26 protein-coding genes and 1 riboswitch are annotated in these 24433 nt (G+C 69.6%); of the genes, 13 read left to right on the forward strand and 13 right to left on the reverse strand.

The features are described 5' to 3' along the window. Window positions 1-109 precede the first annotated feature (109 nt). A complete protein-coding gene (locus DI276_RS02435; protein ID WP_112261567.1) occupies window positions 110-955 on the forward strand; it encodes a RecB family exonuclease in 846 nt (281 codons plus the stop codon). Then, window positions 955-1719 carry a thioesterase family protein gene (locus tag DI276_RS02440; protein ID WP_112261568.1) on the forward strand — a complete coding sequence of 255 codons (765 nt, stop codon included), beginning with the start codon at window positions 955-957 and terminating at the stop codon, window positions 1717-1719. Before DI276_RS02435 ends, DI276_RS02440 begins: the two co-directional genes overlap by 1 nt. 1 nt (window position 1720) lies before the next feature. Here the strand turns inward: DI276_RS02440 and DI276_RS02445 are convergent, their stop codons facing one another. Both DI276_RS02445 and DI276_RS50730 read right to left on the reverse strand, forming a co-directional pair. Then, window positions 1721-2554, reverse strand: a complete 834-nt coding sequence (locus DI276_RS02445; protein ID WP_112261569.1) for a hypothetical protein — start codon at window positions 2552-2554, stop codon at window positions 1721-1723. Then, complete coding sequence (locus tag DI276_RS50730; protein ID WP_198680413.1) at window positions 2551-3228, reverse strand: hypothetical protein; 678 nt, start codon at window positions 3226-3228, stop codon at window positions 2551-2553. The genes DI276_RS02445 and DI276_RS50730 overlap by 4 nt, the downstream gene beginning before the upstream one ends. A 75-nt stretch (window positions 3229-3303) precedes the next feature. Here DI276_RS50730 and DI276_RS02455 point away from each other — a divergent pair, with 75 nt between their 5' ends. Beyond that, the gene (locus tag DI276_RS02455; protein WP_112261570.1) at window positions 3304-3921 is read left to right on the forward strand and encodes a phosphoribosyltransferase; all 618 of its coding nucleotides are present in this window, start codon (window positions 3304-3306) and stop codon (window positions 3919-3921) included. On the opposite strand, the gene DI276_RS02460 is transcribed toward DI276_RS02455, so the two are convergent. The 3 genes from DI276_RS02460 to DI276_RS02470 are packed head-to-tail and all read right to left on the reverse strand — an operon-like array spanning window position 3882 to window position 5327. Then, complete coding sequence (locus DI276_RS02460) at window positions 3882-4193, reverse strand: antibiotic biosynthesis monooxygenase family protein (RefSeq protein WP_112261571.1); 312 nt, start codon at window positions 4191-4193, stop codon at window positions 3882-3884. The two genes, DI276_RS02455 and DI276_RS02460, sit on opposite strands and share 40 nt — an antisense overlap. Then, window positions 4190-5050, reverse strand: a complete 861-nt coding sequence (gene hisG, locus DI276_RS02465; protein WP_112261572.1) for an ATP phosphoribosyltransferase — start codon at window positions 5048-5050, stop codon at window positions 4190-4192. The genes DI276_RS02460 and hisG overlap by 4 nt, the downstream gene beginning before the upstream one ends. A 13-nt stretch (window positions 5051-5063) precedes the next feature. Continuing rightward, on the reverse strand, window positions 5064-5327 hold the full coding sequence (locus tag DI276_RS02470) for a phosphoribosyl-ATP diphosphatase (RefSeq protein WP_112261573.1): 264 nt from the start codon (window positions 5325-5327) through the stop codon (window positions 5064-5066). 106 nt (window positions 5328-5433) lie between these two features. Between DI276_RS02470 and DI276_RS02475 the strand changes: the two genes are divergently transcribed. The 3 genes from DI276_RS02475 to DI276_RS02485 all read left to right on the forward strand — a co-directional run bounded on the left by DI276_RS02475 (window position 5434) and on the right by DI276_RS02485 (window position 7298). After that, complete coding sequence (locus tag DI276_RS02475) at window positions 5434-6084, forward strand: (2Fe-2S)-binding protein (protein ID WP_112261574.1); 651 nt, start codon at window positions 5434-5436, stop codon at window positions 6082-6084. A gap of 48 nt (window positions 6085-6132) precedes the next feature. Continuing rightward, window positions 6133-6309, forward strand: a riboswitch (cobalamin riboswitch). A 33-nt stretch (window positions 6310-6342) separates the two neighbouring features. Further along, complete coding sequence (locus DI276_RS02480; protein WP_109640378.1) at window positions 6343-6531, forward strand: CbtB domain-containing protein; 189 nt, start codon at window positions 6343-6345, stop codon at window positions 6529-6531. Between the two features lie 20 nt (window positions 6532-6551). Then, on the forward strand, window positions 6552-7298 hold the full coding sequence (locus DI276_RS02485; protein ID WP_112261575.1) for a CbtA family protein: 747 nt from the start codon (window positions 6552-6554) through the stop codon (window positions 7296-7298). A 36-nt stretch (window positions 7299-7334) separates the two neighbouring features. On the opposite strand, the gene DI276_RS02490 is transcribed toward DI276_RS02485, so the two are convergent. Both DI276_RS02490 and DI276_RS02495 read right to left on the reverse strand, forming a co-directional pair. After that, the gene (locus tag DI276_RS02490; RefSeq protein ID WP_112261576.1) at window positions 7335-8246 is read right to left on the reverse strand and encodes a hypothetical protein; all 912 of its coding nucleotides are present in this window, start codon (window positions 8244-8246) and stop codon (window positions 7335-7337) included. After that, on the reverse strand, window positions 8243-8719 hold the full coding sequence (locus DI276_RS02495) for an RNA polymerase sigma factor (protein ID WP_112261577.1): 477 nt from the start codon (window positions 8717-8719) through the stop codon (window positions 8243-8245). Before DI276_RS02495 ends, DI276_RS02490 begins: the two co-directional genes overlap by 4 nt. A 97-nt stretch (window positions 8720-8816) precedes the next feature. On the opposite strand from DI276_RS02495, the gene DI276_RS02500 reads away from it, so the two are divergent. Further along, complete coding sequence (locus DI276_RS02500) at window positions 8817-9398, forward strand: hypothetical protein (RefSeq protein WP_112261578.1); 582 nt, start codon at window positions 8817-8819, stop codon at window positions 9396-9398. Here the strand turns inward: DI276_RS02500 and DI276_RS02505 are convergent. Together DI276_RS02505 and metH are read right to left on the reverse strand one after the other, a co-directional pair. Further along, the gene (locus DI276_RS02505) at window positions 9395-10051 is read right to left on the reverse strand and encodes an HAD family hydrolase (RefSeq protein WP_112261579.1); all 657 of its coding nucleotides are present in this window, start codon (window positions 10049-10051) and stop codon (window positions 9395-9397) included. The genes DI276_RS02500 and DI276_RS02505 overlap by 4 nt on opposite strands. Further along, entirely contained in the window at window positions 10044-13583 is a 3540-nt protein-coding gene (gene metH, locus DI276_RS02510; protein ID WP_112261580.1) for a methionine synthase, read from the reverse strand. Before metH ends, DI276_RS02505 begins: the two co-directional genes overlap by 8 nt. A gap of 114 nt (window positions 13584-13697) precedes the next feature. Between metH and DI276_RS02515 the strand changes: the two genes are divergently transcribed. Both DI276_RS02515 and DI276_RS02520 read left to right on the forward strand, forming a co-directional pair. Beyond that, on the forward strand, window positions 13698-14528 hold the full coding sequence (locus DI276_RS02515; RefSeq protein ID WP_112261754.1) for a PAC2 family protein: 831 nt from the start codon (window positions 13698-13700) through the stop codon (window positions 14526-14528). A 168-nt stretch (window positions 14529-14696) separates the two neighbouring features. Next, a complete protein-coding gene (locus tag DI276_RS02520; protein WP_232836395.1) occupies window positions 14697-15869 on the forward strand; it encodes an MFS transporter in 1173 nt (390 codons plus the stop codon). On the opposite strand, the gene DI276_RS02525 is transcribed toward DI276_RS02520, so the two are convergent. Further along, window positions 15799-17397 carry an ABC transporter permease gene (locus DI276_RS02525; RefSeq protein WP_112261581.1) on the reverse strand — a complete coding sequence of 533 codons (1599 nt, stop codon included), beginning with the start codon at window positions 17395-17397 and terminating at the stop codon, window positions 15799-15801. The genes DI276_RS02520 and DI276_RS02525 overlap by 71 nt on opposite strands. Continuing rightward, complete coding sequence (locus DI276_RS02530) at window positions 17394-18281, reverse strand: ABC transporter ATP-binding protein (protein ID WP_112261582.1); 888 nt, start codon at window positions 18279-18281, stop codon at window positions 17394-17396. The genes DI276_RS02525 and DI276_RS02530 overlap by 4 nt, the downstream gene beginning before the upstream one ends. 86 nt (window positions 18282-18367) lie before the next feature. On the opposite strand from DI276_RS02530, the gene DI276_RS02535 reads away from it, so the two are divergent. Beyond that, the gene (locus DI276_RS02535; protein WP_112261583.1) at window positions 18368-18883 is read left to right on the forward strand and encodes a GbsR/MarR family transcriptional regulator; all 516 of its coding nucleotides are present in this window, start codon (window positions 18368-18370) and stop codon (window positions 18881-18883) included. A gap of 125 nt (window positions 18884-19008) precedes the next feature. Then, window positions 19009-19839, forward strand: coding sequence for a putative RNA methyltransferase (locus DI276_RS02540; protein ID WP_332874601.1), 831 nt, complete (start codon window positions 19009-19011; stop codon window positions 19837-19839). On the opposite strand, the gene DI276_RS02545 is transcribed toward DI276_RS02540, so the two are convergent. Further along, complete coding sequence (locus tag DI276_RS02545) at window positions 19829-20929, reverse strand: S1 family peptidase (RefSeq protein ID WP_112261585.1); 1101 nt, start codon at window positions 20927-20929, stop codon at window positions 19829-19831. The two genes, DI276_RS02540 and DI276_RS02545, sit on opposite strands and share 11 nt — an antisense overlap. 409 nt (window positions 20930-21338) lie before the next feature. Here DI276_RS02545 and DI276_RS02550 point away from each other — a divergent pair, with 409 nt between their 5' ends. Next, window positions 21339-23135, forward strand: a complete 1797-nt coding sequence (locus DI276_RS02550; RefSeq protein ID WP_112261586.1) for a S8 family peptidase — start codon at window positions 21339-21341, stop codon at window positions 23133-23135. A 57-nt stretch (window positions 23136-23192) separates the two neighbouring features. Here the strand turns inward: DI276_RS02550 and DI276_RS49690 are convergent, their stop codons facing one another. Further along, on the reverse strand, window positions 23193-23633 hold the full coding sequence (locus tag DI276_RS49690; RefSeq protein WP_157984472.1) for a hypothetical protein: 441 nt from the start codon (window positions 23631-23633) through the stop codon (window positions 23193-23195). A 33-nt stretch (window positions 23634-23666) separates the two neighbouring features. On the opposite strand from DI276_RS49690, the gene DI276_RS49695 reads away from it, so the two are divergent. Beyond that, window positions 23667-24422, forward strand: coding sequence for an ATP-dependent Clp protease adaptor ClpS (locus tag DI276_RS49695; RefSeq protein ID WP_157984473.1), 756 nt, complete (start codon window positions 23667-23669; stop codon window positions 24420-24422). The last annotated feature ends 11 nt before the right edge of the window (window positions 24423-24433 follow it).

Below are 24433 nucleotides of genomic sequence, written 5' to 3' on the forward strand. Positions count from 1 at the left end.
GACACGCGCGGCGTCGGGATACGCGCGGCATCGGATCCCCACCACGCCGGGACCCGGCTCGCCGGTGGCGCGCACGGAATTGTCAGACCTCTGTCCTAGGGTGCGAACCATGAGCACCACGTTGCGCCGGCCCGCCCTGTCGCCGTCACGAGCCGGGGACTTCAAGCAGTGCCCGCTGCTCTACCGCTTCCGCGCGGTCGACCGCCTGCCGGAGAAGCCGACGAAGGCGCAGGTGCGCGGCACCGTGGTGCACGCCGTGCTCGAAGACCTCTTCGCCCTGCCCGCCGCGGACCGCGTACCGTCCCGCGCCCGCTCGCTCATCGCGCCCGCCTGGGAGCGCGTGAAGGCCGAACGCCCCGAGTTCTCGTCGTTGTTCGCGGCCGAGGGCAGCGACGAGGAGGCGCAGTGGCTGGAGTCCGCCTCCGCCCTGCTGGACGGCTACTTCGGCCTGGAGGACCCGCGTCGCCTCGAACCGGAGTCCCGCGAGCTGCTCGTCGAGTCCGAGCTGCCGTCCGGTGTGCTGCTGCGCGGCTACATCGACCGCGTCGACGTGGCCCCGACGGGGGAAATCCGGGTGGTGGACTACAAGACCGGTGCCGCGCCCCGCGAGGTCGGCGAGGCGAAGGCCTTGTTCCAGATGAAGTTCTACGCCCTGGTCCTGTGGAAGCTGCGCGGCGTGGTGCCGCGGCAGCTGCGGCTGATGTACCTGGCCGACCGCCAGGCTCTCGCCTACACGCCGGACGAGTCGGAGCTGGCCCGCTTCGAGCGCACCCTCGAAGCCATCTGGCAGGCGATCATGCGCGCGGCCCCGACCGGCGACTTCCGCCCGTCCCCCAGCAGGCTCTGCGACTACTGCGACCACAAGGCGTTCTGCCCGGCGTTCGACGGCACGCCGCCGCCCTATCCCGGCTGGCCGGAGCCGGACGACACCGAACCCCTCCAGGACCGCGACTGATGCCCGCCTTCTACGAACCGCTCGGCGACAACGTCTTCCGCTCGACCGAGCACACCGTCGGCCCGTGGGGCCCGGACAGCCAGCACCTCGGCCCGCCGTCCGCGCTGCTGGTGCGGTCACTGCTGGCGATGAACACGCCGTCGCTGTCCCGCGTCACGTTCGAGGTGCTCGGGCCGGTGCCGGTCGCCGACCTCACGGTGTCCACTTCGGTCGAACGTCCCGGCCGCTCGGTGGAACTGCTGTCCGCCACGCTGGCGCACGAAGGCCGCGTGGCCCTGACCGCGCGGGCGTGGCACATCGTCGGCTCGGACACCACCGCGGTGGCCGGCGGCTCGGGCGCTCCGCTCGCACCACCCGAAGACGCCGTGCCGATGGAGATCCCGGACCACTGGTCGGGCGGCTACCTGGCCGCCGTCGAGTGGCTCTCGCTCTCCGGCGGCATCTTCACGCCGGGCGACGCCCAGGTGTGGGCCCGGCCCCGCGTCGACGTCGTCGAAGGCTCCGAGACCTCACCGCTGGAACGCCTCTTCAGCGTCGTCGACTCGGCCAGCGGCGTCTCGTCGCGTGTGGACATTCGCAAGTGGTATGCGATCAACACCGACCTGACCGTCCACCTGCACCGCCAGCCCGTCGGCGACTGGGTCGGGATGGACGCCCGCACGACCATCGGGCCGGGCGGCGTCGGGATCGCGACGAGCGTGGTGCACGACGTCGAGGGGCCGGTGGGGACGACGGCACAGGCGCTGTTCGTGCGGGAGCGTTGAGTCAGCGGGAGAACTCGAGCCGGGTGGTGGCGTCGTCGCGCAGCACCACGACGACGCCGTCGCTCCTGGTCCACGCGTCGGTCACGAGGAAGTACTTGCCGCCGGTGTTCTCCAGCAGCCGCAGCCCGGAGTACCGGTAGCGGTAGCGCGACTTGTCGCCGTCGAGCGGTTCCTCCCGCACGCCGGTGATGTGCATCCGTTCCTGGCTGAACACGGTCACCGCGGGCGCAAGTGCCGGCTCGAACTCGTCCGCGAGGCGCTGGCCGTCCACGTGGGCGTAGTTCAGCGCGGCCCAAAAGAGGGTCAGCACCCCGGCGGCCACCGCGAACAACCGGACCTTCGGCCAGTCCCACCCGCGCCGCCCGGTCGACTCGATCACGTAGCAGGACAACAGGATCCCGCCGCCGACGGACAGCGGGAACGCGTAGAAGCTCGCGACCGGCCACACGTAGCCGAACCCGACCACCAGCAGCGGCAGGATCAACCAGGACCACGCCAGCCACCCGGTGGCGAGCCGGCGGCCCACGACGACCGGCCGCAGGCGCGGCTCCAGCCACAACCACGCCAGGCCGGCCACCACGACCACCGCCAGCAACGTGAACACGGGAGCGATGCTGCGCAGCAGGTAGTCCGCGTTGGACATGCCGAGGATGTTGCTCTCGATGCCCAGCGCAGTGGCCTGCGTCGCGCTGCGCTTCCACCCGAACGCCACCAGCAGACCGGTGATCACGGTGACGTTGGCCAGCACCGCGCCGATCTTGCGCAGCGCGTCGTGCTGGTCCGTCGCCGGCTCCGGCCGCTTCTGCCTGGGAGGCAAGCGCTTGGGCGTCCTCATGACGACGACGTCCGTGTGGTCGGCGAAGTGGTCGTAGTGCCCTCGATGACGTCCGTGCGCGGATCGTCCCTCTCGGACGGCTCATCCACCAGCCACTGCGGAACCGCGCCCGGTGTGCAGCGCACCGACTCCTGCGCGACCTGGTCGAGCACGCTGCGCACGGCACGAATCGTCGCGCAGTCGACCTCGGCCGTCCCGTCGGTGCCCTGATGCGTCTGCAGCCCCAACGCGACAGCCTTGGCGAACATCGACCGGGCGCTGACCGTCCTGCCCTCGCACAAGTCGATCGCCGCCTGGTACAGCGGGACGTTGCGCGGTGACCTGAGGCTGTTCCAGTTCTCGTCCAACGCCACCTGCGCCGTGTCGCAGGCCTTCGCCACGAGCAGGTAGTAGATCTCGTTCTCGGGGTTCTGCGGCGATGACGGTCCCTGCGGCAGATTCCAGCCGTACTGCCGCTTCGTCGTGACGACGGTCGTCTTCTTCTGCGGCGGCGTCGTAGTCGTCGTGCGTTCAGGCGGTTGCGTCTGTTGAGTCGTGTTCGTGGTGGTCGTCGTCGGCGGCGTCGGACCGCCGGCGGTGTTGGCCCGCCCGGACAGCGCGCCACTGCCGCATCCGGCGAGCACCAGCACGAGTGTGAGCGGAATGATCCTGCGGTAGCCGTCCATCGCGACCACCACCCTTTCCTCGGTAGCGATTGCTAAGAGGGATGGGCGCGGCCCCGTGATACAGGGCGTACCGTCAACGGGACTGTGAAGAGGTTCGCGAACCGGCAGGAGGCGGGCCGCGCCCTGGCCGCGCGACTCGCGGGCCACGCCTGGCACGAACCGCTCGTCCTCGGCCTGCCCCGCGGCGGAGTCCCGGTGGCCAAAGAGGTGGCGACAAAGCTGAACGCCGAGCTCGATGTCGTGGTGGCGCGCAAGATCGGCGCCCCTGGCCACCCCGAGTACGGCGTCGGCGCGGTCACGGCCGACAGCGAGCCCATCTACGACCCGAGCGTCTTGAGAGCCCTGAACCTCACCGAGGAACAGCTGGCCGGCACCTGCGACGAAGAGCGCAAGGAAGCCGGCCGGCGCACCAGCCTGTACCGCAAGGACCGGCCACCGCTGCAGATCAACGACCGCGACGTCATCGTCATCGACGACGGCCTGGCCACCGGCGTCACGGCGAAAGCGGCACTGCACTGGATCGCCCGGCACGAGCCGCGCAGCCTGACCGTGGCCGTCCCGGTCGCCGCGAAGGAGTCGATCAGGACGTTCCGGACACCGGTGATCGCCGTCCTGGTGCCGCGGCACTTCGGCGCGGTCAGCCGCTGGTACGACCTGTTCGATCAGACCACGGACGACGAGGTGCTCAGGGCGCTGGAGTAGTGCTCCACCACCGGGAACGGCGAGTAGAACTTGTGCAGCAGCGCAGACCATTGGGCGTACGACGGCCCCTGCCGGAAGCCGACCGTGTGCGCCTCGACCGACTCCCACCGCACCAGCAGCAGGTAGCGCGAGGGCGTCTCGAACGACCGCAACAGCTCCAGGCCGAGGAAGCCCGGCGAGGCGGAGATCAGCTCCCGCGCCTCGCCGAACGCCCACTCGAAGTCGGTCTCCTGGCCCGCCACCACGTCCAGGACGGCGTGCTCCAGGATCACAGGCGGCAGAACCTGATGTCCGAGGCCAGCACGGCCTTGGCACCGATCGCGGCCAGCTCGTCCATCACCTGGTTCGCCTCCTTGCGCGACACCATCGCCCGCACGGCCACCCAGTTGTCGTCGGCCAGCGGCGCCACGGTCGGCGACTCGAGGCCCGGCGTGAGGCCGATCGCCCGGTCCAGGATCGAGCGCGGGCAGTCGTAGTCGAGCATCAGGTACTGCTGCGCGAACACGACGCCCTGCAGGCGGGCCGTCAGCTGCTTCTTGGCGGCGGTGAGCTCGGAGCCGGCCCGGTGCACCATGACCGCCTCGGACTCGCAGATCGGGTCGCCGAACGGCACCAGGTCGTGCTGGCGCAGGGTGCGGCCGGAGCCCACCACGTCGGCGATCAGGTCGGCCACGCCGAGCTGGATCGAGATCTCCACGGCACCGTCGAGGCGGATCACCTTGGCCGTGATGCCGCGGGCCCTGAGGTCGCGGCCCACGAGCTTCGGGTAGGCGGTGGCCAGGGTCTTGCCCTCGATGTCCTCGACCTTCCAGTCGGTGCCCTTGGGACCGGCGTAGCGGAAGGTGGAGGCGCCGAAGCCCAGCGCCAGCAGCTCCTCGACCGACGAGCCGTTGTCGTCGGCGCCGGAGTCGGCGGCCAGGTCGCGGCCGGTGATGCCGAGATCGAGGTCACCGGACGCCACGTAGATCGCGATGTCCTTGGGGCGCAGGAAGAAGAACTCGACGTCGTTGTTCGGGTCGAGCACGGTGAGGTCGCGCGGCTCGTGCCGCTGCCGGTAGCCGGCCTCGGTCAGCATGGCGGAGGCGCGTTCGGCGAGCGCGCCCTTGTTCGGGACTGCTACGCGCAGCATGTGAATGTCTCCGTCAGAGGTACTTGTAGACGTCGTCGAGGGTCAGGCCGCGGCCCAGCATCAGCACCTGGAGGCGGTACAGCAGTTGCGAGATCTCTTCTGCGAGCTTCTCGTCGGACTCGTACTCGGCGGCGATCCAGACCTCGCCCGCCTCCTCCAGGACCTTCTTGCCCTGCGCATGGACGCCGGCCTCGAGCGCTGCGACGGTGCCGGAACCTGCCGGCTTGGTGGCGGCTCGTTCGGTCAGTTCGGCGAACAGGGAGTCGAAGGTCTTCACGGCACGATCCTCCCATCCCCGGCACCCCCGTCCACACCGCGGTCACATCTGTTTCAGCCAGTGGACGTGATCTGTCCTGCATGGACACCCGGTACGGTGAATTCTCGTGTCGGAGTTCGCGGAGGTCCTCGAAGCGCTGCGCCGGGTGCGCGGCATCAACCCGTTCTTCGCGCTCGACGTGGGCCGTCCGGACGAGACGTGGCAGCCCGGAACGGCACTGCTGGAGGGCCCGGCGCTCAAAACCACCATCGACGCGATCGCGACCCGGTACCACGCGACGGAACCACGCGTCGCGGCCAGCCTGTTCTTCCTCAGCTACACCGCCCGGCTGCTCAGCCCGCTCACCGCGGCGAACCTCCCGATCGACGTCCGGCCGGAGAACCTGTGGTGGCACCACGACAGCGCGAACGGCCTGAGCGTCCGCATCGACCAGCCGCGACTGGGCCCGACGGCTGCCGAAGCACTCGAACCGGTGGTGGAAGCGGTGCAACGCGTCGCACCGGTGGCGAGCGGATTGTTGTGGGGCAACGCGATGTCGAACATCGCGGGCGCGCTGAAAATGGTTGTTCGCGCACGGATGCTCACGGCCGAGGAAGCGGAACTGCGCGGTTCGCGGTTGATGAGCGCACCACCGTTCGAACAGGCGGGGGAATTCCTCGCCATCCCCGGCGAGCTCGGGTTCATGCGCAGGAGCTGCTGCCTTTACTACCGCGTCGCCGCAGGTGGGAAGTGCGGCGACTGTCCGCTCGGGAAGTGACGAACACGACAACTCTTATGGCCGGTTGTGTTTAAGCCACCGATCAACTTACGGTGCACGCGCCGCAGTGACGGGAAGCCGGTGAAAATCCGGCGCGGTCCTCGCCACTGTGACCGGGAAGCGATCCCCGCCGAGCACGTCACTGGCACCCGAAAGGGCGCTGGGAAGACGCGGGGGCAGCGTTGATCCGGGAGTCAGGAGACCGGCTGCGGCGCCGCAAGGAGAGTTGACCTTCCACGAGGTATGGAGGAGCCCGTCATGACGAGCCCCGCAGCACATCTGTCCGCCGTCCGCGTGCCCAAATGGGCCTTCGCCGTCGCTTTGCTCGGCCTGATCGTCACGTACCTGGTCCTGCAGGAGAACGGCCTCGCGCTCGGTGCGAGCTCGGAGCTGCTGCACGAGTTCTTCCACGACGGCCGGCACGCACTCGGCGTCCCGTGCCACTGAGCTGATCCCAGACCAAGCACATGACGACGTACAAGTCCCTTGCGCTGCGAGGGATCGCGGCGGGCGGCATCGCCGGTGTCGCCTCCGCGCTCGTGCAACTGCTGGTGACCGAGATCCCGATCAGGGCCGCGCTCGCGGTCGAGGAGGCTCGGGAGCCCGCCGGTGACGGCCATTCCCACGGCGGAGAAGAGCTGGTCAGCCGTGGCGGCCAGGTCGTGGGCGGCATGCTCGCCGTGGTCATCGTCGGCATCGCGGTCGGGCTCGTGTTCGCCACGGCCTACGCGCTGTCGAAGCGGTGGTTCGCCGACCGCTCGCCGTTCAGCCGCAGCTTCGCGTTGGGTGCCGCGGTGTTCGGGGCCGTGGCGCTGCTGCCGTGGCTGAAGTACCCGGCCAACCCGCCGGCCGTGGGCGACCCGGAGACGGTGAACTACCGCACCGCGCTGTACCTCGGTGTGGTGGCGGCCGGTCTGGTGATCGTCTGGGGCGCGAGCTGGCTCGCCGAGCGGCTCCAGGCCCAGACGCAGCCCGTCCGGGTCACCGCGGTGCTGCTCGCGGTGGCCGCGGCCGTCGCGGTGGTGCTGGTGGCGTTCCCCGCGCCGCCGGACACGATCCCCGCGGACATGCCGGTGAACGTGCTGTGGCAGTTCCGCCTCAGCTCGCTCGCCCAGCTGGCCACGCTCTACGTCGGTCTCGGCGTGGTGTTCGGCCTGCTGATCGACCCGGCCACGCGCAGGAACAAGGCCTCCGAGAAGGCCGCAGTCGCCTGATGGTGCGGGGGGCCGTGCACACGGCCCCCCGCACCATCAGCCCACCGGACGCAGCCACGGACGCAGCTCCAGCGCCGGGCTGATCTTCTCCAACCGCTCGGCCAGCGCGGGTGTGAGCATCACCAGGTCGACCTGCACGGTGTCCGAGCCGCCTAGCGCGTACACGCCGTTCGCCTTGTCCCGCATGATCGCCTGCAACGGCTCGATCACCGCGTCACGGATGCCCTTCTGGTCCTTCAGGCTCGGTTTGCCCGCCGCGTCCACGACGCAGAGGTTGCCGCTGTAGCGGGACCTCAGCTCGCGGCCCTCCGCCTGCATGTCACCGGCGACGACCTCCACGACGAGCACGTCGCCTCCAGGCTTACCGTCCGGGGACGATGCCCACGGCCTGCGGAACAGGTCGGGGTGCTCGTCGAGGACGTAGCGATCCAGTTCCTTGCCGTCCGCCTGGCCGGAACGCCAGCCGCCGGCCGGTGGCGCACAGGGCGTACGCCAGTCGCGTACGGGATCCGGCAGCGGGTCGAGGCGTTCCTTCACCTCCAGCACGCCTGCCTTCCAGATGCCGCGCAGCCGCACATCGCCGTCCGGAGCCGCGTCGAGCCCGGTGACCGGCACCCCGTGCGGGCAGGTGCCGGCGTCGAACCCCGTGGTGGTCGCGGGTGCGCAGAACCGCATCGGGGTGCCGGTGATCTGGCCGGTCGCCTCGACCTCGGCACCCTCGCGCACGATCAGCGACGTGTCCTCGGCGACGCCGAACGGCACGGACTCGGCCGGTCTCGTCACCGCGTGCACACCGCCCGCGGCGACGAGAACCACGGCAGCCGCCACGGCAGCAGGCAACCAGCGGCGGCGCCGCCAGCGCGTCACGTCCGGGCGCGGCGCCGGCGGCTGTTCGGCCCGCCAGCGCGCGCCGGACTCGTGCAGCAGTTCGTCGACGGGATCGGTCATCCGGCCACCTCCAGCAGGACACGCAGCTTCGCGCGAGCGTCAGCCAACGTGGACTTCACCGTGCCCTCGGCGCAGCGCATGACGGCTGCGGTCTCCACCACCGTCAGACCGGCGAAGTAGACGCAGTCCACGGCGAGGCGCTGCCGATCGGTCAACCGGTCGAGCGCCCGGCGCAGGTCCAGCCCGTCCTCGTGGCTGGCGGACGCGGGCTCGTCCGGCACCGCGGTCGGCCGCCGCCCGGCCCGCGACCGGGCCTTGCCCGCCTGGTCGGCCGTGATCGCCAGCAGCCACGCGGACGGCGTGCCGCGGCGCTCGTCGAACTGGTGGCGCTTGAGCCAGGCCCGGACCAGCGCGTCCTGGACGACGTCGTCGCGGTCAGCGTCGGGCGCCAGCCGCGCGGCCAGCCGGGCCATCGCCGTGAGATGCGGCGAGACCCACTCGGCGAACTCCTCGCGGCCGGACACGGACTTCATACTGGATCTACCCCGCCGGACGCGCGTTCGGTTGGGTCGGGGTGCCGAGTTTTCCGGATCGAGGCCGCCGCACGGCGCGTGGCGGCAAGATCACCGCATGAACCCGCGACGGCTCCTGGAACAGGCGCTGCACGAGCTCGGGCAAGCCTCCTGCCTGGCGCACTTCGAGCACCGCACGGACGACGACGAGATCGCGGCACACTGGGAGCTCGACTCGCAGGAACAACTCTGCGGTGAGTTCAGCGTGCTGGGCCTCCAGCGGGCTCTCACCGAGAAGCCGCACGACCATCCGCTGGAGAACGAGCTGACGCCCGCAGAGCACCAGCGGTGGTCCGAGCTCCGTCCGTTCGACGGTCATCCGCAGGGCGGTACCGGCGAGTGGGTGGCGTTGCGCGTCGGTGCGAGCACCCCAGAACTCTGGTACTACCACCCGGAAACCACCAGGGAGAACTTCGCCGGGTTCCGCCTGGACCTCGACCACGACCAGTACCTGCGCGCCCTGGCGATCACCAAGGGGACCTACGGCTGGCAGACGCTGTTCTGCGACACCGCCGCACTCGACGAGGACGATCTGAGCTACGTCCGGCCGGGCCTGGAGGAGATGCTCGCGCTCTTCCCGTCGTTGTTCCCGGACCACGACTACGGGCCGCTGCGAGCACGCCTGGCCGAGCGGAGCTAGAGCGCCTTCAGCACGTCCAGATCGACGCCGACGAGCGAGTCGCGGAAGATCCGCCGCTCCCCCGCCTCGACCTCCACGTCGCACGGCACCACCAGCACGGTGCACCCGGCGGCCACCGCGGCGGCAACCCCGGTCGGCGAGTCCTCGATCGCCACACAGCGCGTCGGATCGACGTCCAGCAGGCGTGCGGCCTTCAGGTACGGCTCTGGCAACGGCTTGTTCAGCCCGTCCACCTCGTCGCCGCACACCGTGACGTCGAAGAGGTCCCGTCCGATCGTGTCCAGCGCGACCTCGGTCAGCGAGCGCTCGGTCGACGTCACCAGCGCCATCGGCACACCCGACGACCGCACCGCCCGCAACGCCTCCTGAGCCCCGGGACGCCACGGCAGACCGGCGCGGAAGACCTCCTCGGTGCGCCGCGAGATCCACGCGGCGCCGTCGACCAGGTCTTCCGGAGTCGGGTCGATGCCGACGTCGGCGAACAGCAGGCGCATCGTCGTGGGCACGTTGGTGCCGACCATGCGTTCGCGGGTCTCCAGCGACAGCACCCCGCCGAGCTTCTCCGCGTACTCGTAGAGCGGGATGTCCCACAGCTTCTCGGAGTCCAGCAGGGTGCCGTCCATGTCCCACAGAACGGCAGAGAGGTCAGACATTGAAGTACTTCGCCTCCGGGTGGTGCGCCACGAAGGCGTCGGTGGACTGTTCCGGGTGCAGCTGAAGCTCCTCGGACAGGGTCACCCCGATGCGGGACGGCTCCAGCAGGTCGACGATGCGCCTGCGGTCTTCCATCTCCGGGCAGGCGCCGTAGCCGAACGAGTAACGCGCGCCGCGGTAGCCGAGCTTGAAGAACTCCTCGACGTCGGCGGGGTCCTCGGCGGCGACGGTGCCGCCCGTCGGCCACACGAGCTCCTCGCGCACCCGCTTGTGCCAGTACTCGGCCAGCGCTTCGGTGAGCTGGACCCCCAGTCCGTGGACTTCCAGGTACTCACGATACGCGTTCTTGCCGAACAGCTCGCCTGCGTAGTCGGCGATCGGCTGGCCCATCGTCACGAGGTGGAACGCGATGACGTCGACCTCGCCGGAGTCCTTCGAACGCCAGAAGTCGGACAGGCACAGCCGGCGATCCCTTTTCTGGCGCGGAAAAGTGAAGCGGAAGCGCTCAGCCGCATCCGCTGACGGCTCTGCCAAGATGATCAGATCGTCGCCGTCGGAGACGCACGGGAAGTAGCCGTAGACCACGGCGGCGTGGGCAAGAACACCTTCCGTGGCAAGGCGTTCCATCCAATAGCGCAGGCGCGGACGGCCCTCGGTCTCGACCAGTTCGTCGTAGGTCGGGCCGCCGCCGCGCGTGCCCTTCAACCCCCACTGGCCCATGAACGTCGCCCGCTCGTCCAGCAGGGCCGAGTAGTCCGCCACCGGGATGCCCTTCACGACCCGGCTGCCCCAGAACGGCGGCGTCGGCACCGGGTTGTCGGCGGCCACGTCGGAGCGCCCGGCGAACGGCTCTTCCTCGACCACCGCGGCCTTGCGGGCGGCGGCGATGCGCAGCGAACGTTCGCGCCTGGCCTTGCGCTCAGCGGCTTTCGCCTCGGCTTCGGGATCGACGAGCGGAGCCTCACCGCGCTTGGCCGCCATGATCGCGTCCATCAACCGCAGGCCCTCGAAGGCATCGCGCGCGTACTTGACGTCGCCGACGTACATCTCGGTCAGGTCGTTCTCGACGTACGCCCGCGTCAACGCCGCGCCGCCCAGCAGCACCGGCCACCGCGCGGCGACACCTCGGGAGTTCATCTCCTCGAGGTTCTCCTTCATGATCACGGTCGACTTGACCAGCAGGCCGGACATGCCGATCGCGTCCGCGCGGCTTTCCTCGGCGGCCTCGAGGATCGCGTTGATCGGCTGCTTGATGCCGATGTTCACGACCTCGTAGCCGTTGTTGGACAGGATGATGTCGACGAGGTTCTTGCCGATGTCGTGGACGTCGCCCTTGACCGTGGCGAGCACGATCCGGCCCTTGCCGCCGTCGTCGGACCGTTCCATGTGCGGTTCCAGGTGCGCGACGGCCGACTTCATCACCTCGGCGGACTGCAGCACGAACGGCAGCTGCATCTGGCCGGAGCCGAACAGTTCGCCGACGGTCTTCATGCCCGCCAGCAACGTGTCGTTGATGATCTGCAACGCCGGACGCTGCTCCAGCGCCGCGTCCAGGTCCCGCTCCAGCCCGTTGCGCTCACCGTCGACGATCCGGCGCTCCAGCCGTTCGAACAACGGCAGCGCGGCCAGTTCCTCGGCACGCGACGCCGAGTTGGACTTCGTGGTGACGCCCTCGAACAGCTCCATGAGCTTCTGCAGCGGGTCGTAGCCCTCGCGGCGGCGGTCGTAGACCAGGTCCAGCGCCACCGCGCGCTGTTCGTCGGGAATCCGCGCCATCGGCACGATCTTGGACGCGTGCACGATCGCGGTGTCGAGGCCGGCCTGCACGCATTCGTGCAGGAACACGGAGTTCAGCACCTGGCGCGCGGCCGGGTTGAGTCCGAAGGAGACGTTCGACAGGCCCAGAGTCGTTTGCACGTCCGGGAAACGGCGCTTGAGCTCGCGGATCGCCTCGATCGTCTCGATGGCGTCGCGGCGGACCTCCTCCTGGCCGGTGGAGATCGGGAACGTCAGGCAGTCGACGATGATGTCGTTCGTCCGCATGCCCCAGTTCGTCGTCAGGTCCTCGATCAACCGGACGGCGATGCGGACCTTCCACTCGGCCGTGCGGGCCTGGCCCTCCTCGTCGATGCACAGCGCCACCACCGCCGCGCCGTGCTCGGAGGCGAGCCGCATGATCTTCTGGAAGCGGGAGTCGGGGCCGTCGCCGTCCTCGTAGTTCACCGAGTTGACGGCACACCGGCCGCCGAGACACTCCAGCCCTGCCTGCAGCACCGCGGGTTCGGTGGAGTCGAGCATGATCGGGAGCGTGCTGGCCGTGGCCAGGCGAGACGCGAGCGCGCGCATGTCCGCCGCACCGTCGCGGCCCACGTAGTCGATGCAGAGGTCGATCAGGTGGGCACCCTCGCGCGTCTGGTCGCGCGCGATCTCGATGCAGTCCTCCCACTTCTCGGCCAGCATCGCCTCGCGGAACGCCTTGGAGCCGTTGGCGTTCGTGCGTTCGCCGATCATCAGCACCGACGCGTCCTGCTTGAACGGGACCGCCTGGTAGAGCGAGGACACGCCGGGCTCTGGACGCGGCCTGCGTTGCGTGGGACCGAGGTCCTTCACCGCTTCGGCGACCTGCCGCAGGTGCTCGGCCGTCGTGCCGCAGCAGCCGCCGACGAGCCGCGTGCCGAACTCCTGCACGAACCCGGCCAGCGCCTGGGCGAGCTCCTCCGGGCCGAGCGGGTAGACCGCGCCGTTCGGGCCGAGCTCGGGCAGGCCGGCGTTCGGCATCACCGACAGCGGGATGCGGGCGTGCTTGGACAACGTCCGCAGGTGCTCGCTCATCTCGGCCGGGCCGGTGGCGCAGTTGAGGCCGATCAGGTCGATGCCCAGCGGTTCCAGCGCGGTCAGCGCGGCACCGATCTCCGAGCCGAGCAGCATCGTGCCGGTCGTCTCGACGGTCACCTGCGCGATGATCGGGACGTCGCGGCCCTCCGCGGCCATCGCGCGCTTGGCGCCGATGATCGACGCCTTGGTCTGCAGCAGGTCCTGCGACGTTTCCACGATGATCGCGTCCACCCCGCCGACCAGCAGGCCCTTGCACTGCTCCTGGTAGGCGTCCCGGAGCGTGGCGTAGGGGGCGTGGCCCAGCGTCGGCAGCTTGGTGCCGGGACCAACTGAGCCGAGCACGAACCGGGGCTGTTCTTTCGTGCTGAACTCGTCCGCGACCTCACGGGCCAGCGCGGCGCCGCGTTCGGACAGGTGGAAGATCTGGTCCGGGATGTCGTATTCCGCGAGGTTTGCGAGGTTCGCGCCGAAGGTGTTCGTCTCCACGGCGTCCACGCCGACTTCGAGATAACCGCGATGCACGGCCTTCACGACGTCCGGCCGTGTCACGTTGAGGATCTCGTTGCAGCCCTCTAGACCGTTGAAGTCGTCAAGAGAGAGGTCAGCGGCCTGAAGCATCGTGCCCATGGCGCCGTCAGCGACGACAACCCGGTTCACCAGCGCTTCCAGGAACAGAGACTCTCCGCGATCACGCATGGGCCAAGCCTACGATGAGTTAAGTGGGTGAGGCCGTAGTCTGGCGCCGTGAACGATCCGTCCCAGGAATCCCCGACCCCCTCGAACCCGCGCAAACCGCTCACGAGTCCGATCATGGTCTGTGCGTTCGAAGGATGGAATGACGCGGGCGATGCCGCCAGCACCGCCATCGAGCACCTGCAACTCACCTGGGACGCCACCCCGCTCGCCGAGATCGACCCGGACGACTACTACGACTTCCAGGTGACGCGACCCACTGTCCGCATGGTGGACGGCGTCACCCGAAGGGTCGACTGGCCGACGACGCGGCTCTCGGTGTGCCGGCCTCCCGGTTCGCCCGTGGACGTGATCCTCGTGCACGGCATCGAGCCGAACATGCGGTGGCGCAAGTTCGCCGCCGAGCTGCTGGGCCACATCGAGGCCCTCGGGGTGACGACCGTGGTGACGCTGGGCGCGCTGCTGATGGACACGCCGCACACCCGCCCCGTGCCGGTCACGGGCACCGCCTACGACCCGGACGCCGCCGCGAAGTTCGGCCTGGAGCACTCGAAGTACGAGGGCCCGACCGGCATCGTCGGTGTGTTCCAGGACGCCTGCGTGCAGTCCGGCATCCCGGCGATCTCGTTCTGGGCCGCCGTCCCGCACTACGTCTCGCAGCCGCCCTCGCCCAAGGCCACGCTGGCCCTGCTGCACCGGGTGGAGGAGGTCCTCGACATCGAGGTCCCGCTCGGCGCGCTGCCGGAGCAGGCGGAGGAGTGGGAGCGCACCGTCTCCGAGATGGCCGACGAGGACGAGGACGTGCGCAACTACGTGCGCGCACTGGAGGAGCGCGGTGACGCGGCCATCCAGATCACCGAGGCCTCCGGCGACGACATCGCGGCGGAGTTCGAGCGGTACCTGCGGCGTCGCGGGCGCGGGCCGGGCTGGTCCTCCGGCCCTCGCTGAGCTGACGTCGGCCGGGTGTCAGACCCCCTCGCTAGGCTTGAAATTGGGGGTACCCGGCCGACGTCGTGTGTGTGGTAGGTGCGCATGAGGCGCGTGCCCGCCGGACGCGTTGTGGCCCTCGCCGCAAAAAACTTAGCTCCAGCAACCATCGCCGACTAGGGTTGGGCGGTGGAGGTGTCTGTGGGCCGCTTGGCACGCGCCGGGTTGTACGCCGGCGCCTTGATCGGGCCGTTCGGCGGCGCCATCACCACGTCGATCCTGCCCGAGATCGGCCAGAGCTTCGGCCGGTCAGCGGGCTCGGCGGCCTCGACGCTGACGTTCTACCTCGTGCCGTTCGCGGTCCTGATGCTCGTGTCGGGCACGCTCGCGCAACGCTGGGGTCCACAACGGACCGTCCGAATCGCGTACGTCGCCTACGCCGTCACGTCCGCTCTGGCGGCGTCATCGTGGACGTTCGAGGTGCTGCTCGCCTCCCGCGCACTCCAGGGCGCAGCCAACAGTTTCACCACCCCGGTGCTGCTCGCCGTGATCGCCGCGTCGACGCCGAAGGAGAAGCTCGGCCGCGCGCTGGGCCTGTTCGGCTCGATGCAGGCGGCCGGCCAGACCTCCGCGCCGCTCGTCGGCGGCCTCACCGCCGAGATCGACTGGCGGCTGGCGTTCGGAGTGATCACGGTGGTGGCAATAGGACTCGCGATCCTCGGCGTGCCGCAGACCGACGCCGAGCCGGAGCGGAACGCGAGCCTCAGAAGTGCCTTCGTCCCCAGCACGCTGAGGCCGGCCCTGATCGCGTTCATCGGCTGGGGCTGCCTGGGCGGGCTGTCGTTCCTGGTCGCGTTCCGGCTGGACGACGTGTTCGGCCTCGGCGCCGGTGAACGCGGAATCCTGCTCACCGGGTTCGGCATCGTCGGGTTCCTGACCGCGCGCCAGGTCGGCAAGGCCATCGACCGGTTCGGGGCCGCGACCACGGTCGTCGTCGGCGCGACGCTGGGCGGGGGCCTCGTCGCCGCCACCGGCGCGACGCCAACAGCCGCAGTTGTGGTCATCGCGTGGGCGCTGACCGGCGCGGCCGCCCAGGGGATGCTGGTGAGCGTCAACGCGCTGGTGTTGCAGAGCGAGAACGCCAACCGGGGCGGCAGCGTCAGCGTCGTGCAGTCACTGCGCTTCATGGGCGCCGCCGCGGCCCCGCTGGCGTTCGTCCCGCTCTACCAGGCACATCCGCTGCTGGGATTCCTCATCCCGGCAGCGCTGCTGGTCACCGTGCCCGCGATCGTCACGTGGTCAGGTCGCGGCGCCGGAACCCGGCGAACCCCGCAGCCAGAAGCACCACCGCGACCCCGCTGAGCCACAGCAGCGGCCCGGCGACGATGTCCGGGTACTTCGGCACGTGCGTGAACGGCGCGACGTCGAGCACCCACTGGTCGAGCTGCAGGGCAGGGCCGAGCAGCGTGAGCACCAGCGACACCGACACCACGGCCCAGCTCACGCCCGTGAACTGCGGGAACAGCCCGAACAGCACCAGTGCGACGCCCGCGATGACCCACGCGGCCGGCAGCTGGACGAGTGCGGCGCCGAGCATCTTCGGCAGGACCGTGCCGACGTCACCGGTCTGCAGGCCGTGCACCAGCCCGAGGCCGAGACCCGCGAACGCCAGTACGAGCGCGCCGCCGACCAGCGCGAACGACGCGTGCGAGGCCACCCAGCCCCAGCGCGAGACCGGGGTGGCCAGGATCGGCTCCGCGCGGAACGACGTCTCCTCCGACCGCAGCCGCAGCACCGCCTGCACCAGGTAGATCGACGTGATCAGGCCGAGCAGCTGGGTGATGGTCGCGAAGAACGCGTCCACCATCGCGTCCGCGCCGCCGATCTGCTGCACGATCTGGCCGAGCGTCGGGTTGTCCTCGACCATCTGCCCGACCGCCTGCGCCACGCTGCCGTAGATCATGCCGACCCCGAACAACGCCAGCGACCAGCCGATCAGCGAGCCCTTCTGCAGCCGCCACGCCAGGCCGAACGGCGTGCCGATCCTGCCGTCCGCCGGCCCGAGCCGGGTCGCCAGCAGGCCGAGGCCGACGTCCCGGCGCGTCACGATGTAGGCCGAGACGCCGACCAGCAGGACGGACGCGGCCAGTGAGATGCCGAGCACCCAGAACCTGTTGTCCGCGAACGACCGCACGTGCTCGGTCCAGCCGATCGGCGAGAACCAGGTCAGCCACTGCGGCCCGGACTCCCCCGCCGCGTCTCCGGCCGCGCGGAACAGGTAGGTGACGCCGAGGAACCCGCCGGCGATCGCGTTGGACACGCGCGAGTTCTCCGACAGCTGCGCCGTGAACGCGCTGACGCCCGTGAAGACCAGACCGACCGAAGCCGTGGACAGCCCGAACGCGAACGAGCCCGCGGGATCCAGGTCCTTGCCGATCAGCGCCAACGCCTGCAGCAGTCCGATCAGCAGGCTCGTGCCGCCCGCGACGATCACTGCGGCGGCGAGCGGTGCGTGCCGTCCGACGACGGTGGCGGCAATCAGCTCCGTGCGACCGGCCTCTTCTTCGGCGCGCGTATGCCGGGTAACGACGAGCATGGCCATGATCGCGACAAACAGGCCCGAGAAGACGCCCCAGCGCCACACGACCAGGCCACCGAGCGACGACCAGTCGTGCAGCGGGCCGAGCATGGCGAGGAACGCGGAGTTCGCGTTGGCGGTGACGCCGAGCAGCGTCCGCGACTCCTGGGTGCTGTAGACCTCTTCCAGCGCGGTCGTCGTGGAGTAGGTGATGCCGACCAGGAACAGGACCCAGATCGGCAGCAGGATCCGGTCGCGACGCAGAGCCAGCCGGACGAGGTGCCCAGAACCGATGAGGGCAGTGCCGATCATTTCGCGTCCTCGTAGTGCCGCAGGAAGAGCTCTTCCAGCGTCGGCGGCTGCGAGGTCAGCGTGCGCACGCCCGTCGACACGAGCTGCTTCAGCGCGAGGTCGAGCTTGTCCGAGTCGACCTCGAACCTGACCCGGTTGCCCTCCGCCACGAGGTCGTGCACGCCGTCCAGCGAGGTGAGCCCGTTGGGCGGCCCGACCAGCTCGGCGGAGATCGACGTGCGGGTCAGGTGTCGCAGGTCGGACAGCGTGCCGGTCTCGACGCAGTGCCCGTTGCGGATGATGCTCACCCGGTCGCACAGGGCCTCGACCTCGGCGAGGATGTGGCTCGACAGCAGCACGGTGCGGCCGCGCTCGCGTTCGTCGTTGATGCAGTCCTGGAAGACGGCCTCCATCAACGGGTCGAGGCCCGAGGTCGGCTCGTCCAGGATGAGCAGCTCGACGTCGCTGGAGAGTGCGGCGACGAGGGCGACCTTCTGCCGGTTGCCCTTGGAGTAGGTGCGGCCCTTCTTGCGCGGGTCCAGCTCGAAGCGCTCCAGCAGGTCGGCGCGGCGTTGCTTGTTCAAGCCGCCGCGGAGCCGTCCGAGCAGGTCGATGACCTCGCCACCGGTCAGGTTGGGCCAGAGGTTCACGTCGCCGGGGACGTAGGCGAGGCGGCGGTGGAGGCTTGCGGTGTCCTTCCACGGGTCGCCGCCGAGCAGCCGCGCGGTGCCGGAGTCGGCACGCAGCAGGCCGAGGAGGATCCGGATCGTCGTCGACTTGCCCGCGCCGTTCGGCCCGAGGAAGCCGTGCACCTCACCGGTCTGGACGTCCAGGTTCAGGTCGTCCAGTGCACGCGTCGGGCCGAAGGTCTTCACCAGGCCCGACACGGATATCGCAGATGTCATGCCCGGTAAGCTACACTTCTTTCACAACTTCGTGAAGGACGTAAATTTTGCCCGATCGGCTGACGAAAGGGGATGATGCCGCGGTGATGGGAGCTACACAGCGTGACACCCAGGCGATAAGCCAGTTCGTCGAGCGGTTCGGCGGAATTCTGGCGGACGCCGGCATGCCGCGCATGCCGGCGCGCATCCTCGCGGCGCTGCTGACGACGGACTCCGGGCGGCTCACTGCGGCCGAGATCGCCGACCTGCTGCAGATCAGCCCGGCGGCGGTGTCGGGCGCGGTGCGCTACCTGACCACGATCCAGATCGTCAGCCGCGAACGGGAGCCGGGATCGCGCCGGGACGTCTACCGGATGCGCGACAACGTCTGGTACGAGGCAACGTTCCGCAGGGACCAGATGCTGCAGGTGATCGACGAGGTGCTGACCGAGGGCGTGGAAACGCTCGGCGAGGAGACCGAGGCGGGAGCGCGCCTGGACGAGACGCGTGAGTTCTTCCGCTTCTGCCACGTCGAGCTCGGCACGCTGCTCGACCGGTGGCGCACGCACCGCGAAAAATGGCTGGGAGAGCGCGAAAAATGGCTGGGAGAGCGCGAAGCCTGATCCATACGATCAACGTGTGACGTTCCCGAGCAGCGCGCACTACTTCTTCCTCTGATCGGAAGGTTCGAGGGCGATACCGCTGGTGTCGCCCTCCTCGGCATGCCTTCCTTCCGGTCTCGCCAGGAGTGCTCGCGTTGTTCACCCATGCCCTCAAACAGTCCGTTGACCTGCTGCGTTGCCCCAAGTGCAGCGCCGGCATGTCCCCTGCCCGCGGCGCACTCCGGTGCCCGGCGGGCCACACCTTCGACATCGGCCGCACCGGCTACGTCAGCCTGCTGTCCGGCCACCGCGCCACCAGCCACGACTCGCCCGAGATGGTGCGGGCGCGGGACCGGTTCCTCGCCACCGGCCACTACTCGCCCATCCGCCGGGCCGTCGCGCGTCTCGCAGGCGACACTTTCCCCAGCGGGGGCACGGTCCTCGATGTCGGCTGCGGCACCGGCTATTACCTGGCCGGCGTCCTGGACCACCTGCCGGGAGCCCGCGGGCTGGGGCTGGACACCTCGGTGCGCGCGTTGAACTCGGCGGCCCGAGCGCACACCAGGGCGGCAGCCGCGAGCTGGGACGTGTTCCGCCCGTTCCCGCTGGCCGACGCAGTGGCGGACGTCGTGCTGGACGTGTTCGCGCCGCGCAACCCCGCTGAGTTCCACCGGGTGCTGCGCGCGGGCGGCAGGTTGGTCGTGGCGCGTCCCACCCGGCGGCACCTGGCCGAGCTCCGCACGGCGCTCAAGGTCGATCCGGTCAAGGAAACGCGCCTCGGCAAGGCTCTGGGCCGCTACTTCGACCCCGTCCGGACCGAGCACGTGACGTACCCGATGAGCCTCGGAAAGGAGGCCGTCGCCGATCTGGCGGGGATGACGCCGAGTGCCCGGCACGCGCGCCGCGAAGCGCACGTACCGGGCACTCAGGTCACCGTATCGGTGCTGGTCACCGCCTACCGGACGGTCAGCCCGTGACGAGCGTCAGGTTGTACGCCGAGAGGATCTCGTTGACCGGCTGGAAGTAGGTCGTACCGCCGCTGGTGCAGTTGCCGGAGCCACCGGAGGTGACACCCTGCGCCTGCGTGCCGCTGACCCACGAGCCACCCGAGTCACCGGGCTCCGCGCACACGTTCGTGCGCGTCAGACCGCTGACCGAGCCCTCCTGGTAGTTGACCGTCTGGCTCTTGGCCTGGACCTCGCCGCAGTGCCAGCCCGTGGTCGAGCCGGAACGGCAGATCGAGGCGCCGACCGCGGACTCGGTGTGACCGGAGACGACGACGTCAGCGCCGCCGTAGTGGTTCACCTTGGCCGTGGGCGTCCACGCCGAGTTGGCCTTGACCCACCCGTAGTCGTTGCCCGGGAAGGACGACGCCTGGAACGAGCCGAGTGCCGAACGGTCGACGCCCGCCACCGTGTCGCCGGGCGATCCGCAGTGCCCGGCGGTCACGAACCCGCCCTGCACCGCGAAGCCGACCGAGCAACGGCCCGCGTTGTTGATGTAGTAGGCGTCACCACCGCGGATGTCCTTGAACAGCTGCGGCGCCTCGTCGGTCTCGACGACCTTGGCGAGCGTGCCCGCCTTCTCCACCAACGCCTGCGCCGCCTGGGTCTGGCCGCGCTTGACGGTGATCGTCACCGCGTTCGCGCGAGTGTCCACGTACCAGCCGGTGACCTCGGCAGGAGCCTTGACGGCGTCCAGCGAAGCCTTGGCCGCCTCGAGGTCACTGGCCTTGTTCGCGACCGTGCGGGGCTCGGCGCCGAGCCTGCGCAGCCGGTCGGTCTTGGCCTCGTCGGTCACGCCCACGACGAGCTTGCCGGTGGCCGCGTCGAACCACGCGCCACCGAAGTCGTCGCCGGCGAAACCCTCCGCCACGCGCTGCAGGACCGCGGCCGCACTTTCCTGGCGCAGCCGTTCCGCCGCCTGCTGGGCGTTCAGTCCGAGGTCGCGCTGCATCGCGGCGAGCAGGTCAGCTGACGGTGCCGGTGCGGCGACGGCGGCAGGGGAGACCGTCGTAGCGAGGGCACCCGCCAGCACGGCGACTGCCGCGACAGCCATGCGCTTCATAGGCATTTTCTCCTCAGTTTTCGGTTGTGCAGGGCCGGTGTAACGCCGGACCGGGCAACCGCGATAGGGAGAACGGCTGTGCTGCAACACAGCCCGCACGACACCGGAAGCAATGGCGTCCCCAGGCGGTCGAACTGCCCGATCAGTTCGTTCCTCCGTCTGGGGGACGCTATGTCGTGCTGCCTACTGGACGGTAGGGCCGATCGAGGGTGGACCTCTCGGCGTCCGGGTTGGTATAGGGAAATCAAATGCGTTCTCTCAGCCTATTTCGGTAACTGTGAGCAACGTTCGCGTTGACGTGGAACGACAAATCTGTCAACAGTTCGCGCACAACGGCGTATCCCTCTGACCTGCGGCTTCGCGCTAGCGTGCAGATCACCCTGTTCCCTGCACGAGGGAGAACCCTGCAATGCGAAGAGTCTTGGGTACGGGACTCGCCGCCGCCGCTGCCTTATCGCTGGCCGCCGCTGTGGTGCCCGCCGCATCAGCGCAAGAAAACGTGGGGACGATTCTCGGCGCCGACCGCGCCGGTGTCGTGAAGGACAGCTACATCGTCTCGCTCAAGGCCGGCACGGCGTCGAGGGCCGCCGCTCCGGAACTGACGGGACGCTACGGCGGCCAGGTCGGCAAGGTCTGGCAGCACGCGCTCAACGGCTTCTCGGTGAAGATGAACGCCAGGCAGGCAGCCCGTCTCGCCGCGGACCCGAAGGTCGCGTTCGTCGAGCAGGACGCCGAGGTCAGCATCTTCGACGTCCAGCAGAACCCGCCGTCGTGGGGCCTGGACCGCGTTGACCAGCGGGACCTGCCGCTGAGCAACAGCTACCAGTACGACACGACCGCGTCGAACGTGACGGCGTACATCGTCGACACGGGTGTGCGCACCACGCACGCCACGTTCGGCGGCCGCGCCACGTGGGGCACCAACACCTCCGGTGACGGCAACAACAGCGACTGCAACGGCCACGGCACGCACGTCGCCGGCACCGTCGCGGGCGCGGAGTACGGACTCGCGAAGGCCGCCAAGGTCGTCGCGGTGAAGGTCCTCAACTGCCAGGGCTCCGGCACCATCCAGGGCGTCGTCGACGGCGTCAACTGGGTGACCGCGAACGCGGTGAAGCCCGCGGTCGCGAACATGTCGCTCGGTGGCGGTGCGGCGGCGGCGCTCGACACGGCCGTCCGCAACTCCGTCGCGTCCGGCGTGACCTACGCGGTCGCGTCCGGCAACTCGAACACCGACGCGTGCTCGACGTCGCCCGCTCGTGTCGCCGAGGCGATCACGGTCAACGCGTCGACCAACACCGACGCGCGTGCCTCGTTCTCCAACTACGGCACGTGCACGGACATCTTCGCGCCGGGTCAGAACATCGTGTCGGCGTGGCACACCAGCGACACCGCCACGAACAACATCTCCGGCACGTCGATGGCTTCTCCGCACGTCGCGGGCGCGGCGGCCCTGTGGCTCGCCACGCACCCGAGCGACAACCCGGCCGCTGTCTGGGCGGGCCTGAACGGTGCGTCGACGCCGAACAAGATCACCAGCCCCGGCACCGGTTCCCCGAACAAGCTGCTCTACACCCTCTTCGGTGGCGGACAGCCGGGTAACCCGTCGGTGACGAACCCCGGCAACCAGACCTCCACGGTCGGCTCGCCGGCGTCGCTGCAGCTCTCGGCGTCCGGCGGCACCCCGCTGTACACCTGGTCCGTCACCGGCCTCCCGGCCGGCCTGTCGGCGAACGCCTCCGGGGCGATCTCCGGCACGCCGACCACGGCCGGCACCTCGACGGTGACCGCCACCGTCACCGACTCGGCGGGCAAGACCGGTTCCGCGACGTTCACGTGGACCGTCAACGCGGTTGGTGGCGGCTGTGACGCCAAGACCAACTCCACGCCGGTCACGATCGGCGACCTGCAGACCGTGAACAGCACCATCGCCATCGCGGGCTGCGCGGGCAACGCGTCGGCCACGGCGACGATCAAGGTCGACATCAACCACACCTACAAGGGCGACCTCGTGGTCGACCTGGTCGCGCCCGACGGCACGGTTTACAACCTGCACAACCGGTCCGGCGGCTCGACCGACAACATCAAGGAGACCTTCACCCGCGACCTGTCGGGTGAGGCCGCCAACGGAACCTGGACGCTGCGCGTGCGTGACGCGGCGTTCCTGGACTCCGGCACGTTGAACAGCTGGACGCTCGACGTCTGAAAGTTGTTCCGCTGAACGAGACCGCCCCCGGTGCTTCCGCCTCGGGGGCGGTTTCCTCTATTCGGCGAACCACTCCCGGCGGTGCTCGAACCACTCCTCCAGGTCGTCCTCGTCGATGTGCTGGCCTTCCAACAACTCCAGCACCTCGTCGCGGTCCGGGTGATCGCTTGCCCGCACGTGGTCCAAGGTGGCCTGCACGCCCGCCGCGAACAGGTGCTCGACGTCGTAAGCGCATCCGGCGTCGAAGTTGGCGCGCTTGATCGCGTAGTGCCGCCAGACGTCCTTCGGCTGCCTGTGCTCGGCCAGCAGGAACCCGGCCAGCGCGGCCTGCTCCCCCAGGCCCTGCGAGTTCGCGCGGCACAAGGCCTCCTGCTCGACCAGGAACCGCAGCAGCGGCAGGTCTTTTGCCGTGCGGTCGTCGCGCAGCACCTCGCCGCGCGCCGCCTCGTTCACGTCCTCCCCGTCCGAACCGCGCTCGTACCGCAACGCCTCCGTCATCCGTCCATTGTGGCCGTGCCGCATACTCTGCCGGTGAATCCTGGGGAGAGATGGGGCGTCGTCGTGCACAACGACGACCACACCCCGTTCGCCGTCGCCCACCACTTGCTGCGCACGGTCTGCGAACTCGACGCGGACACCGCCCTCGGCCTGGCGACGTTGATCAACCACAGCGGTAGCGCGGCCGTCGGCGGCTACGACCGCGCGACGGCGGAGTCCATCGCGCTGCGGCTCGTGCGGGCAGGGCTGCGGGCCACGCTGCAAAGGGATGTCCAGGACACCAAGGAGATCTTCTCCGCGCAACGGGTCGACGGCGGCGTGCGCGTGATGGTCTCCGAGGAGTTCGCGCGAGGCTGGGAGTCCGCGTTCCAGTCGCTGGAGACCCTCTACCGCCGCCGCGGCTCCTACGTGTACGGGCTCCGCTTCCCGCGGCCGATCAGGCTGCGGCGGGCGGTGTTGCGCATGATGTTCCCGGACATCTCCGCATCGCGGTGGCAGTCCGCTGCGTTCCGGCGGCGGCATCGGAAGACGCTCGCCGACCGCGCGCTCATCGACCGGGTGTGGGAACAGTGGATCAACGCCGACCCGCTCGTGCTGACGCTGGACGAGGCCGAGGAGTGGATCGTGGTGATCGGCCAGATCCGTGCGCTGTACCTGCTGCTCCGCAAGACGACACCGCTGCACTTCCAGACACTCGCCCACGTCCAGTACCAGCTGGTGCTGGCCGTCGATCCGGAGGCACAGCCCCGCCCGGACGAGGAGCCGGTGGCAGCCGACCAGACCGTTTAATCGAATCGATT

Origin of the sequence: Lentzea terrae (assembly GCF_003265345.1) — a bacterium.
In the GTDB taxonomy this organism is placed as follows: Bacteria; Actinomycetota; Actinomycetes; order Mycobacteriales; family Pseudonocardiaceae; genus Lentzea; species Lentzea terrae.

Bases quoted from the DNA above. Each gene is read 5' to 3' on its own strand.
- DI276_RS02435 (WP_112261567.1), top strand. From the start codon at position 110: ATGAGCACCACGTTGCGCCGGCCCGCCCTGTCGCCGTCACGAGCCGGG.
- DI276_RS02440 (WP_112261568.1), top strand. From the start codon at position 955: ATGCCCGCCTTCTACGAACCGCTCGGCGACAACGTCTTCCGCTCGACC.
- DI276_RS02445 (WP_112261569.1), bottom strand. From the start codon at position 2,554: ATGAGGACGCCCAAGCGCTTGCCTCCCAGGCAGAAGCGGCCGGAGCCG.
- hisG (WP_112261572.1), bottom strand. From the start codon at position 5,050: ATGCTGCGCGTAGCAGTCCCGAACAAGGGCGCGCTCGCCGAACGCGCC.
- DI276_RS02480 (WP_109640378.1), top strand. From the start codon at position 6,343: ATGACGAGCCCCGCAGCACATCTGTCCGCCGTCCGCGTGCCCAAATGG.
- DI276_RS02485 (WP_112261575.1), top strand. From the start codon at position 6,552: ATGACGACGTACAAGTCCCTTGCGCTGCGAGGGATCGCGGCGGGCGGC.
- DI276_RS02490 (WP_112261576.1), bottom strand. From the start codon at position 8,246: ATGACCGATCCCGTCGACGAACTGCTGCACGAGTCCGGCGCGCGCTGG.
- DI276_RS02495 (WP_112261577.1), bottom strand. From the start codon at position 8,719: ATGAAGTCCGTGTCCGGCCGCGAGGAGTTCGCCGAGTGGGTCTCGCCG.
- DI276_RS02500 (WP_112261578.1), top strand. From the start codon at position 8,817: ATGAACCCGCGACGGCTCCTGGAACAGGCGCTGCACGAGCTCGGGCAA.
- DI276_RS02505 (WP_112261579.1), bottom strand. From the start codon at position 10,051: ATGTCTGACCTCTCTGCCGTTCTGTGGGACATGGACGGCACCCTGCTG.
- metH (WP_112261580.1), bottom strand. From the start codon at position 13,583: ATGCGTGATCGCGGAGAGTCTCTGTTCCTGGAAGCGCTGGTGAACCGG.
- DI276_RS02515 (WP_112261754.1), top strand. From the start codon at position 13,698: ATGGTCTGTGCGTTCGAAGGATGGAATGACGCGGGCGATGCCGCCAGC.
- DI276_RS02525 (WP_112261581.1), bottom strand. From the start codon at position 17,397: ATGATCGGCACTGCCCTCATCGGTTCTGGGCACCTCGTCCGGCTGGCT.
- DI276_RS02530 (WP_112261582.1), bottom strand. From the start codon at position 18,281: ATGACATCTGCGATATCCGTGTCGGGCCTGGTGAAGACCTTCGGCCCG.
- DI276_RS02535 (WP_112261583.1), top strand. From the start codon at position 18,368: ATGGGAGCTACACAGCGTGACACCCAGGCGATAAGCCAGTTCGTCGAG.
- DI276_RS02545 (WP_112261585.1), bottom strand. From the start codon at position 20,929: ATGAAGCGCATGGCTGTCGCGGCAGTCGCCGTGCTGGCGGGTGCCCTC.
- DI276_RS02550 (WP_112261586.1), top strand. From the start codon at position 21,339: ATGCGAAGAGTCTTGGGTACGGGACTCGCCGCCGCCGCTGCCTTATCG.
- DI276_RS49690 (WP_157984472.1), bottom strand. From the start codon at position 23,633: ATGACGGAGGCGTTGCGGTACGAGCGCGGTTCGGACGGGGAGGACGTG.